We start from the raw sequence: 11,178 nt of genomic DNA, 5'->3' as shown, positions 1-11,178 counted from the left end.
CTATTACTCTTTTCTTGGGCCTGAACGCGTTGGGGGAAACAGACAAGAGACTAGCAGAGGAGCTGGCGGGAACTCTAATAGATTTTGCGAGAGAACAGTTGCGGCGGTAACGTGCCACGATTGTGCCATGTACAAACGAAGAGTTCGGGAGGCTTTGAGCGGGAGTTGGATCGCGACTGGGGCAGGTTTTTTTCTGGAGTAGACTTTTCGCATGAAAAATCTCTTTGAACGGTCGGCAGTGGAAGAGGTGAAGGGACGGATGGGGCAGTTGCGGCCTGATAGCGCTGCGCATTGGGGCAAGATGAATGCTGCGCAGGCGGTGGAGCATTGTGCGAGGGGAATGGAACTGGCGTTGGGGGATCGGCGTCCGCCGCGGGTGTTGATCGGGCGGATTCTGGGGCCGTTGGTGAAGCCGATGGCGTTTCGAGACGGTGAGCCGATGCGCAAAAACTCGCCTACGGTGCCGGGGCTGGCGGTGGAGGACGAACGGGACCTTGAGGCGGAACGTAGCCGGTTATGCGGGCTGATCGACCGGTTTGCCGCGGGTGGGCCGGAGGGATGTACTGACCATCCGCATAGTTTCTTCGGGCGGTTGACGCCGGAGGAGTGGTCCGCGTGGATGTATAAGCACCTGGATCATCATCTGCGGCAGTTTGGGGCTTAGTGCTTCCTGGGGCCCAGGGCTTTGACTACTTTTTTGCGTTGGCGAGTTTCTTTTGGGTTTCGAGGAAGCGGCGGACGCGGTCGAGGGTGCGGGATTTGCCGAAGACTACCATGCTTTCCAAGAGCGGCGGGGACATGGTGCTGCCCGTGAGGATCGCGCGGAGGAGCATGAAGTTTTCTTTGACGGACCACTGCTTTTCTTCGCCTAGTTTTTTTAGGGCGGGCTCGAGGGCTTCGTGGGTCCAGTCGGTGGCTTCGAGCACGGTGAGTTGCTCGGCGGCAAAGGCGAGGGTCTCTTCGGGGGTGCGTTTTTTGGGCACGAAGACTTCAGCGGGCGGCATGATGTCGTCGGCGAAGAGGAAGTGGGTGAGGTTGCCGAACTCGCCGAGGGTTTCGATGCGGGTTTGGACTAGTGGGGCTATTTGTTGCAGGTAGGCGTCGCTGAGGATGGTTTCGCGTAGGGCAGCGTAGAACTTTTCTGGCGTGAGGGCGCGGATGTATTCGCCGTTGAGCCACTTGAGTTTGGTGAGGTCGAAGACGGGGCCGCCGAGGCGAATGTTTTTGACGTCGAAGCGGGCGACCATGTCGGGGAGGGTGAAGATGTCGGTCTCGCTTTGCTTGGTGGCGGCTTGGGTGGGTGTGGATTCGGCGGTGGGTGCGGGCATGCCGCCGCCCATGAGTCCGAGGAAGTTGATCATGGCTTCGGGGAGGAAGCCGGCCTGGCGGTAGTAGATGAGGGAGACGGGATTTTTGCGCTTGGAGATTTTGGATTTGTCGAGATTGCGCAGGAGGGGCATGTGCCAGAAGCGGGGGATCTGCCAGCCGAAGGCTTTGTAGAGGAGGACGTGCTTGGGAGTGGAGGAGATCCACTCTTCGGCGCGGATGACGTCGGTGATGCGCATGAGGTGGTCGTCGACGACGTTGGCGAGGTGGTAGGTGGGGAAGCCGTCGGACTTCATGAGGACCTGGTCGTCGACGTTGGAGTGCTCGAAGCGGATGACGCCGCGGAGTTCGTCTCGGAACTCAGTGAAGGCGGGGTCGCCGGCAGGAACTTTGAGGCGGACAGTGTAGGGGCGGCCTTCGGCGAGGTACGTGTCGATTTGTGCCTGGGAGAGTTCGCGGTGGGCGCCGTCGTAGCGTGGTGGGAGCTTGGCGGCGATCTGGCGTTGGCGCAGGTCTTCGAGCTCTTCGGGGGTTTCGAAGGAGCGGTAGGCGGTGCCGTTCGCGAGGAGGAGCTGGACGTGCTCGCGATAGATTTCGGTGCGCTCGGACTGGCGATAGGGGCCGTAGGGGCCGCCGAGGTCGGGGCCTTCGTCCCAGGTGAGGCCGAGCCAGCGGAGGGAGTTGAAGATCTCCTGCTCGGAGGTGGCGACGAAGCGGGCGCGGTCGGTGTCCTCGATGCGGAGGACGAATTTTCCGTTGCGCTGGCGGGCGTAGAGATAGTTGATGAGGCCGATGTAGGCGGTGCCTACGTGGGGGTCGCCGGTGGGGGAGGGAGCGATGCGGACGCGGATGGGGGCTTCGGTGGTGCTAGTGCTATTCGTCATAAAGGCCAAGAGTTAATGCTAGCAGAGCGGGCGGCAGGTCCGGGGATTCATGGCGTTGGCCGGGAGGGATGCAGGCGCGCGGTGGGCTGCTCTTTGATGACGCCGGCCGCTTTGCCGGATCGCGCGCTTTCATCGGGACAGGCTCATTCTGCTCTGCCGGGGTTTAAGTTTTCTGTTGGAGCACTCGAAGAATCGAATGGTCCGGTAGAGCATTAGGAATGCCTGAGGTCGGAAGGCTTCGTCTTGCCCAGCCGCTGATACCCAGGGTGAACACCGCGAGTGAGCTTCTGCTGGTCTGCAACCTGCTGCAGCAACTCGGTTAACTTTTTGCGATCGCCGGCGCTCAGTGCGGAGAGGAGCGCATCCTGATGCTCACGGGCCACCTTGCCAATTCGCTCCAGGATTTCGCCTCCTGCCCTGGTGAGATGGAGCGAATACAGCCTTCGGTCGTTGGGGTTTGGCTTCCGCTCGACAAGTTGCCGGCGTTCCAGATTGTCCAGGATGGCCACCAGGCGGCTTGGATGGATGCGCAACTTCTCGGAGAGTTCCTGCTGGCTGATCGCCGCCGCGACGCGCAGCAACCGCAGGATCCCCGCATCTGCCGGAGTAAGTTGCAACACAGCTAATCGCTCGGTGAATTGATTCGCGGCATGCGCGCCCAACTGCGCGAGCAGAAATGCCGGCTGTCCGTTTTCCATCTCTTTGCGGTCCATGTCGTAAGAATATCATTGCATTTAATATTCATTTATAATATAAACGATTACATTATGAAAGTATCTCCGAAATTTCGTGGACCTTCGTTAATTCTGCTCGGGACGATACACATCCTGCTGTTCGCAGCGGGTCTCGTAGCAGCCGCGACGCTCCGGCACGGGGCGCCTTATATCAACCCTTTTGCGGCGGGTGAGACTGTCCGCGCTTTTTTTGAACAAAATCCCACCGCTGTCCGTGTAAGCAACTTCTTCTTATTTGCCTCCGCCGTACCTCTTGGGCTCTTTGCCGTCACGATGGTCAGCCGGTTGCGGTTTCTGGGGGTTCGGGCTGCGGGTACGAACATTGCGCTCTTCGGCGGATTGACGGCGGCCAGCGCGTTGATTCTTTCCGGACTATTCGGCTGGGTGTTGTCTTTGCCTGATGTTGCCGCGTCTGTGCCGATGGTTCGGGCTATCCTCTTTCTCAGTTTTCTGTTTGGAGGGGCCGCCTACGCGGTTGGGTTCGGCTTGCTGGCTGCAGGGGTGTGCGTCACGAGCTATTTTTACCGTCTCCTTCCACGTTGGTTGATTGCACTGGGAATGCTTGTCGCAGTTGCGGGAGAGTTCTCCTCGCTCGGCCTGGTCGCATACCCGGCGAACTTTCTGATCCCAATCACTCGATACCTGGGGTTCATTTGGCTGTTGCTTGCGGCGGTGAAGTTGACGAAGAGCCGCGACGAAGCGGGAGCGGCCAGTGTCCTCGATGCTTAGGAGGTTGCCGTTGCGCGGGACGCGATAACACGAACGTGTCTTCAGTTGTCAGTTGTCAGTTGCCGGTCGGTTTGGAGGTGCGGTGACGCGCCGATGCCTTTAGATACCTGCATACCAGGCATAGCCGAATTCGGGCTCCGAGGAGCCCAGACCCTTTCCGAAGCTTTTGAGCGAATCGGTGGCTGTGATGCGGTGGATGAACTTCACACTCTTGTAGCCGAGCTGGCGGGGGACGCGGAGGCGAAGAGGGCCACCGAAGGAGACCGGGAGGTCCCCGTCGTTCATGCCCCAGGTGAGGAGCGTTTGAGGGTGCAGGGCGTCGGCCATGTCGATGCTGTCCCACCAGTCGCTCTCGATGGAGTGGTAGACGATGTAACGCGCCTGCGGCAGGATCCCTGCGCTGTGGAGCACGTCGGTGAGCGGCGTGCCGATCCACTCGGCGATGTAGGACCAACCCTCTTCGCAGGCGACCTCGGTGATCTGGCTGCTAAGAGCCATGCTGCGGAGGTCGGGGAGCGAGAAGCTGGTGGGATGCGCAACCATTCCATCTACGTCCAGCTTCCAGTTGGCGAATCCGCTCGCCTGATGAGCCTTGAAGGCGTCGTTTGGTGGGGCGATGGCGTTGGCGAACGGCATCTTCGAGATCATTCCGCGTGGGAACTGACGTGCCGGCGAGTGCGCGGTGATGAGGCGTTGCGCGGCGTAGGTGAGTGTGGTGCCGAGGCCATAAGGGCCGGCGCAGTCGGGTGGGATGAGTCCGAAGCGGCGAGAGAGATGGGAGGCGACGGCCAGGCCTGAGACGCCGGCGGTCGCGGCCAAGCCAGAGGTGATGAGCTTGCGTCGTGAGATAGGAGTCATGGCTGCTCCGGTAGGGATGCGACTGTTGGGTGGGCTGCCTGCGTGGGTGCTGGGTTGTCGGTCCGGCCTGTGATCATCGCCCGGACATGGCTGCGGAAGCCTGCGTGGATGACCATGGCGATGTGAGTCAGGACAAAGAGCAGGATTGCTCCGGAGACGAGGAAGTGCAGCGTGCGTGCGGACTGCCGGCCTCCGAGTGCGCTTGCGAGGAAGGGATAGGCGGAGACAAGCGACGGCGACTGAGCGAGGCCGGTCCAGATTATGAGCGGGAATAACACGAAGATTACAGTCAGATAGGCGGTCCGCTGGATCACGTTGTAAGCATTGGCCCCGGGTTCCTCAGAGGATGGGCGGCGGTGGAGGTACATTGCGATCACGTCGCGGTAGGCTTGCCAGGTGCGCTGGCCACGGGGAGGGAGCAGGTGGTTGCGGAGGTGTCCGTTCCACAGGCTTGCCCCGAGGTAGAGCAGCCCCGTGAGAACGAGGACCCATGCGGCCTCAAAGTGGAGGTAACGACTCCAGCCGTTCTGGTCGGGGAGGACACGATAGCCAGTCGGCACGGTGCCTCGTGATGAAGGGATATGCAGGTTGACGAGGGGAGCCATGTTCACGTTGCCGGTCTCGCCCCAGTAGAAACGGGGATGAGAGATGACGATCTCAATGCCGGTCAACAGCAGGGCGAAGAAAGCTGCGGTGGTTATCCAGTGAGTAAGGCGAACGAGTGCGGAGTGTCGGGGATCTTCGGATTCGCGCAGTACGGACGTGCGTGGCACACCCGGAGGATAGCACCGGGGAATCGAGGAGTTGAATTTTAATCGCGCACTTAGATTTCAGCTGGTTTGCAAGGGCGCGTTGGCGATTTGTTTCGGGCGCTCAGGTTATTTAGGGTCCTTCAAGAGGGGTCCATTCGAGATAGCGCAATTGACATCAATCGAGTCTTAATATATATACCTACTAGTACGTATTTTTTAGGAGGGTTATGAAACATCTATCCGGTGCTGCGTTCGTGCTTATCCTTCACGCGTCTTTATGCGTGCCAACCCATCTCTCGGCTGCAACCATCCAGGTTGTTTCCCAAGATCATGCCGTTCTTGCCACTGTCGCAACCTGGAAGTCCACCAAGGCTGAACATGTGTATGGGCTACCAGATATGAAGCCCAATAAAAAAGGCACATTGACGCTCGGTGCGGATGCCCTTACGTTCACAGGAAAGTCGGGCAATACGTCCATTCAGCGCAGTTCTGTAACGGCCGTGAGCGCCGGCAACCAGAGAGTCGAGATCTGGGGTATCGGCGGAAGGCTCTTGAGAATGACGATCCCTGATGGCGGCGGCGTCGCAGCGGCTGCCATCATGCATCACCGGGTAGACATGCTGACGGTTGAGTTCAACGACAGCAGCGGCGGCTATCACGCTGCTGTCTTCTTACTACCAGCCAAAGAGGCAGACCGTGCGCTGGAGAGCTTCGTTTTAAGTCCTGTGCCGCCACGGAAATTTTCGGAGACGGTCTGTCATAACGCCCCGATTGAACCGAAGAGTGTGCTTGTGTCCGCTCCCAACTGGGATCAAGCTGAGGTGCCGGCTGCCTATCGAGCACTCGTATACGAGCACCTGATCGATCGTATTCAGAGTACGAAAGAAGTCGCGCATGTCTATCGGGGTGGCGAAGATAATGGCCAAGGTGTGTGCCCACAGTACAAGGTTCACATCTCGATTGCGACTTTCAAGGAGGGAAGCTCGGTGATGCGTGCAGCTCTGGGCCCTGCCGGAATGTTCGTTGGGACCACGCAGATGAAGTTCGATGTCACTTTCACCGATTCGTCGGGAAGGCTGAATACGAGCGAACAGATCACGGCGACGATGCGGGGCGAGTCCGAGAGCACAAACGTCGCGGATCACGTCGCCAAAAGTATTGCCAAGCATTACGCTACCGTGCTGAAGAGCGCCGACAAGAGCAACTCAGCGAAGAACATCGTCGACCCTGCTTCGTAAATCCGCAGAAGCGTCGTCCGTCATGGAGGCTGCGTGACGGCGCTCTTAGCAGAGTTCCTTGCTCCTTTCTACACTGTAAGCACCCAAGAGCTTCACTTTCTGAGCTTTGAGCGAAAAACAGAGAGGAAACATGAACACCGGCGAAGTACCGCACACGACTGACAATCGTTGGAGTAACGATTCGTACCTGGAGATGGACCACAGGCTCAATTCCTTGCGCTCGCTTGTTTGTGATCTTCTCAAGACCAATCAGGAGCTCCGTCAGGCTCTTCTGGAGGCGAGGTCAGGCGTATCTGAGGATCAGGGCTCGCGGTCGTCAGATGCTTTGGGAGCGAAGAGCGAACTTTGATCAATCAGAATCAGGTATCACCACCTTTACCAACGTGGCCGGCACTAGTCTGCAGATAGTGAGTTGGCTCCATCGAGTTGGAGCCGTCGAAGCGTCGTACTCAAACCAAATTATGATGATGAATAGTCTTCGCCATTGCGCAGAGCGCGTTTCAACCGCCGAGGAAGGGCTTTACTTCACGAACATGAGACCAGAGAAGATGACAGTCAAAACAGCCAACAAGCACGAACTCAGGACAAGAGAGACGCGGGCACTTTTGCTCCAGGCTGCTGAAACGATCTTCGTGCGGGACGGATACGAAGGGGCAGAACTGGGAGAGATTGCGGCCCTTGCCGGGCGCACCAAGGGTGCAATCTACGCGCAATTCAAGAGCAAAGAGGATATCTTTCTCGCGCTCATTGAGGAGCGCACGAATTGCTACCGCGCTCGAATGGAAAAGATTTTGGCCGCATCAACGACCGTTGACGGGAATATGAATGCTGTTCGGAATTTTTTCCTGGAGCGCACTGAAGACCAGGCGTGGTCCCTTTTAGTATTGGAATTCAAACTTTTTGCCTTGCGGCATCCCGAATCGAAGAAGCGGCTGCAGACGTTGTACGCCGGAATCCTCTACCGGACTGATGAAAAGAAGCTTGCCGACATACTAGGTGCAGCCGCGAAAGGAAAAGATGCGATCAGTCGGGCGGTCGCGGTCCAAACCCTGGGACCCGTGATCTCTGCTCTCGTTCTCGAATCTCAATTGGAAAACCATCTTATGAATAAGAATGTCATCAAAAAGGTTGCTAACCGAATATTTGACGCTCTGCTGGAAGTTCCGACACGTTAGTTTGCGAGGAGATCAACACTATCTCTTCGGTGTGGGAAGGTTGCTATTTGAGTTCGCGGACCCAGATGTTGCGGAAGCTGATGGGTTCGCTCTTGTCGCCGTGGGCTTGCAGTTTGATGGGCGCGGTATCGTACTTTTTGTAGAAGGGCTGGCCGATGTAGAGCGTTTCACCTTTTAGTTCGAAGTGATTCTCGACGAGGACGCCGTTGAAGAGGACGGTGGCGTAGGCGGGAGTTTTGACGGTGGCGTCGGCGTTGAAGGTTGGTGCGGTCCAGATTACGTCGTAGGTCTGCCACTCGCCGGGTTTGCGGTTTGGGTTGGCGAGCGGGATGGCTTGCTTGTAGATGCTTCCGGCCTGGCCGTTGACGTAGGTCTTGTTGTTGTAGGAGTCGAGGATCTGGAGTTCGTATCCGGCGTCGCCGGTGCCGGTGGAGGCGAGGAAGACGCCGCTGTTGCCGCGTGCCTGGTCGGTGCCGGTAATGTTTTCGGGAATTCTCCACTCGATGTGGAGCTGATAGTTCTTGAAGGTTCGTTTGGTTTCGATGTTGCCGGAGCCGGGTGCTTTGCTGACGGTGAGGATGCCGTCGGCGACGGTCCATGCGGCGGGGGATTTGTCTTTGGTGGAGACCCATTGGTCTAGGTTTTTTCCGTCGAAGAGGACGATGGCGTCGGAGGGGGGCGCGGAGTCGGTGATGCCGGGTGTGACGATTGGGGGGACCGGCTCGTAGACTTCGGTGTCCTGGTGTTTTGGTGCGGCAGGCTGTTGGGCGGTGAGGGAAGTGGCGGCGATCAGGGCTGCGAGTGCGAGGAAGTTCGAAGGTTGAATGCGCATGATTTTTCTAGAAGAGAATATACCCAATCGTGCGCTGCCTGAGAGCGTCGTCATCTTGCGACAGGTGAACGGATGGATCCGCGAGGACAAAATACGGGGATCCTTCGCTCCGCTCAGGATGACGACTTCTTGGATATCGGTTGGGAAGGTGGCTTGGTTAGCTGCGGGCGGAGCGGACGGCGGCGGCTAGTTCGGCCAGGGCGGTTTTAGTTTCGGGCCAGTCGATGCAGGCGTCTGTGATGGACTGGCCGTAGACGAGGGGTTTGCCGGGGACTAGTTTTTGGGCGCCGGCTACGAGGTTGCTTTCGAGCATGACTCCTATGATGCGCTTGTCTCCGGCGGCGATCTGGGCGGCCACGTTGCTGGCGACGCCTGACTGCTGGGTGTGGTCTTTGTGGCTGTTGGCGTGGCTGCAGTCGATCATGACCTGGGGGCGGATGCCGGCCTTCTCCATCTGCTTGCAGGTGTCTTCGACGGCGGTGGCGTCGTAGTTGGTGGTGTTGCGTCCGCCGCGCAGGATGATGTGGGTGTCGTGATTGCCTTTGGTGACGAAGATTGCGGTCTGGCCGTGTTTGGTGTGGCCGAGGAAGTTGTGCGCCTGGCCGGCGGAGAGGATGGCTTCGATGGCGATCTGGACATTTCCGGAGGTTCCGTTTTTGAAGCCAACGGGGCAGGAGAGTCCGGAGACGAGTTCGCGGTGGACCTGGCTTTCGGTGGTGCGGGCGCCGATGGCTCCCCAGCTGACAAGCGAGGAGACGTACTGGGGGGAGATCATGTCGAGGAACTCGGTGCCGGCGGGGACGCCCATCTCGGCGAGGTCGAGGAGGAGATGGCGGGCTTTGCGGAGGCCGTCGTTAATCTTGAAGGACTCGTCGAGGTAGGGGTCGTTGATGAGGCCCTTCCAGCCGAGTGTGGTGCGGGGTTTCTCGAAGTAGACGCGCATGATGATGCAGAGTTCGCGGGAGTGCTCGGCGATGGCGGATTTGAGGAGCTCGGCGTACTCGCGGGCGGCTTCGGTGTCGTGGATGGAGCAGGGGCCGACGACTACTAGGAGGCGATGGTCTTCGCCGTGGAGGATTTTGATGATCTCGGTGCGAGCCTTGTAGACGGTTGCAGAGGCGGCTTCGGTGATGGGGAGCTCTTCTTCGAGGGCGACGGGCGGAAGGACGACTTTGGTCCAGGTGATGCGAAGGTCATCGGTGGGAAAGAGCATGGGTCTCGCTTGAGTCGGATCAGATGGAGCGGCATTCCGCTGTGAGTCTTGTGAAAGTATCACGTCCCCTCAATCTTATAGCCTGATGGCTGCTGTGTACTGGCGGACGATCGGGTGCAGACTAGAATAGTAGCTGCGGGTTGTCTTCGACGAAGCCGCGATTCATCTGCGAGATGCAACAGGAAAGGTTTCCCCCAAGTGAAAGCATTAGTGAAGAGCCGCGAAGAACGCGGCCTGTGGCTAGAGGATGTTCCCGAGCCTGAGATGGGCATCAATGACGTTAAGATTCGTGTTCTGGCTACCGGGATTTGCGGTACCGACCTCCACATTTATGAGTGGGATGCGTGGGCCCGTTCGACGATCAAGCAGGGGCTGACGATTGGGCATGAGTTTGTCGGCGAAGTGGTGGCGGTGGGGTCGAACGTAAACGACATTCCGATCGGGCAGCTGGTGAGCGGCGAGGGGCATGTGGTCTGTGGGCGCTGCCGCAATTGTCTTGCTGGGCGGAGGCATCTTTGCGCGTTCACGCTTGGTGTCGGGGTGAATCGTAACGGGGCGTTCGCGGAGTACATTGTGCTGCCCATGTCGAACATCTGGATTCATAGTCCAGGGGTGCCGCATGAGATCGCGGCGATCTTTGATCCGCTGGGAAATGCGGTGCATACAGCGCTGGCGTTTCCGGTGCTTGGCGAGGATGTGCTGGTTACAGGCGCGGGGCCGATCGGGATTATGGCTGCGGCGGTGGCGCGGCATGCCGGAGCTCGGCATGTGGTGATCTCAGACCCGAATGAGTATCGCAGGGCGCTGGCGGAAAAGGTCGGGGTGACTCTTGCAGTGGATCCTCGGGCTACACCTCTGAAGGAGATTCAGCAGAAGCTGCATATGCAGGAGGGCTTCGATGTGGGGCTTGAGATGTCGGGAAATCCGAACGCGTTTCGGGATATGCTTGCGAACATGAGCCACGGCGCGAAGATTGCGATGCTTGGGATTCCGTCGGAGGATATCTCGATCAACTGGAACCAGGTGGTGTTCAACCAGCTTACGATTCGCGGCATTTACGGACGGGAGATGTATGAGACCTGGTACAAGATGACCGTGATGCTTGAGAGTGGATTGGATATTTCGGGAGTGATTACGCATCGGATGAACTGGCGTGACTATGAAGACGGCTTTGCGGCGATGCGATCGGGGAACTCGGGCAAGGTGATTCTCGATTGGAGCGACGTTGCTTAGGTTGTCCGCGCTTGAGTTGAGGTAGGTGTAGAGCTCGCATCCCACCACGGTTTTCCCTCGGTCTGAGAGGGCGGATCGTGGTGGAACTGCGTTATGGGTCCGCCGGCCTGAGATACATGTCGGGATTCGTAAGTTGGGCGTTCTCTACGGTCAACAAAATTCATACAATTTTCGATTGCATGTGGTGGGCTGTCGCCCGTGTTA

The 11,178-nt window shown here is 58.4% G+C and carries 11 protein-coding genes; 5 read left to right on the top strand and 6 right to left on the bottom strand.

What is annotated here, in order from left to right; all coding sequences use genetic code 11:
• The first annotated feature begins 211 nt into the window (after window positions 1-211).
• Window positions 212-664 (top strand): DUF1569 domain-containing protein, encoded by a 453-nt coding sequence (locus tag RBB81_RS18505; RefSeq protein WP_353071649.1) that lies wholly within the window; start codon window positions 212-214, stop codon window positions 662-664.
• A gap of 25 nt (window positions 665-689) precedes the next feature.
• Here RBB81_RS18505 and gltX read toward each other — a convergent pair whose 3' ends face one another.
• Both gltX and RBB81_RS18495 read right to left on the bottom strand, forming a co-directional pair.
• Window positions 690-2,210 carry a glutamate--tRNA ligase gene (gene gltX, locus RBB81_RS18500; RefSeq protein ID WP_353071648.1) on the bottom strand — a complete coding sequence of 507 codons (1,521 nt, stop codon included), beginning with the start codon at window positions 2,208-2,210 and terminating at the stop codon, window positions 690-692.
• 212 nt (window positions 2,211-2,422) lie between these two features.
• On the bottom strand, window positions 2,423-2,923 hold the full coding sequence (locus RBB81_RS18495; RefSeq protein WP_353071647.1) for a MarR family winged helix-turn-helix transcriptional regulator: 501 nt from the start codon (window positions 2,921-2,923) through the stop codon (window positions 2,423-2,425).
• Window positions 2,924-2,977: 54 nt separating this feature from the next.
• On the opposite strand from RBB81_RS18495, the gene RBB81_RS18490 reads away from it, so the two are divergent.
• On the top strand, window positions 2,978-3,673 hold the full coding sequence (locus RBB81_RS18490) for a hypothetical protein (protein WP_353071646.1): 696 nt from the start codon (window positions 2,978-2,980) through the stop codon (window positions 3,671-3,673).
• A gap of 99 nt (window positions 3,674-3,772) precedes the next feature.
• Here the strand turns inward: RBB81_RS18490 and RBB81_RS18485 are convergent, their stop codons facing one another.
• The gene (locus RBB81_RS18485; RefSeq protein WP_353071645.1) at window positions 3,773-4,531 is read right to left on the bottom strand and encodes a molybdopterin-dependent oxidoreductase; all 759 of its coding nucleotides are present in this window, start codon (window positions 4,529-4,531) and stop codon (window positions 3,773-3,775) included.
• The gene (locus RBB81_RS18480; protein WP_348641519.1) at window positions 4,528-5,304 is read right to left on the bottom strand and encodes a cytochrome b/b6 domain-containing protein; all 777 of its coding nucleotides are present in this window, start codon (window positions 5,302-5,304) and stop codon (window positions 4,528-4,530) included. The genes RBB81_RS18485 and RBB81_RS18480 overlap by 4 nt, the downstream gene beginning before the upstream one ends.
• 206 nt (window positions 5,305-5,510) lie before the next feature.
• On the opposite strand from RBB81_RS18480, the gene RBB81_RS18475 reads away from it, so the two are divergent.
• Both RBB81_RS18475 and RBB81_RS18470 read left to right on the top strand, forming a co-directional pair.
• Complete coding sequence (locus RBB81_RS18475) at window positions 5,511-6,521, top strand: hypothetical protein (protein ID WP_183787861.1); 1,011 nt, start codon at window positions 5,511-5,513, stop codon at window positions 6,519-6,521.
• Window positions 6,522-7,069: 548 nt separating this feature from the next.
• The gene (locus tag RBB81_RS18470) at window positions 7,070-7,696 is read left to right on the top strand and encodes a TetR/AcrR family transcriptional regulator (protein WP_183787862.1); all 627 of its coding nucleotides are present in this window, start codon (window positions 7,070-7,072) and stop codon (window positions 7,694-7,696) included.
• A gap of 43 nt (window positions 7,697-7,739) precedes the next feature.
• Here the strand turns inward: RBB81_RS18470 and RBB81_RS18465 are convergent, their stop codons facing one another.
• Window positions 7,740-8,528, bottom strand: coding sequence for a 3-keto-disaccharide hydrolase (locus tag RBB81_RS18465; RefSeq protein ID WP_353071644.1), 789 nt, complete (start codon window positions 8,526-8,528; stop codon window positions 7,740-7,742).
• A gap of 157 nt (window positions 8,529-8,685) precedes the next feature.
• Entirely contained in the window at window positions 8,686-9,741 is a 1,056-nt protein-coding gene (locus tag RBB81_RS18460; protein WP_183787864.1) for a 3-deoxy-7-phosphoheptulonate synthase, read from the bottom strand.
• 198 nt (window positions 9,742-9,939) lie between these two features.
• Between RBB81_RS18460 and tdh the strand changes: the two genes are divergently transcribed.
• Window positions 9,940-10,974, top strand: a complete 1,035-nt coding sequence (gene tdh / locus RBB81_RS18455; protein WP_179584472.1) for an L-threonine 3-dehydrogenase — start codon at window positions 9,940-9,942, stop codon at window positions 10,972-10,974.
• Window positions 10,975-11,178 lie beyond the last annotated feature (204 nt).

It is taken from the genome of Tunturibacter gelidoferens, assembly GCF_040358255.1.
GTDB classification, from domain to species: Bacteria; Acidobacteriota; Terriglobia; order Terriglobales; family Acidobacteriaceae; genus Edaphobacter; species Edaphobacter gelidiferens.
The sequence above is the reverse complement of the archived record's forward strand: the minus strand, read 5'-3'. Positions and strand labels throughout refer to the sequence as shown.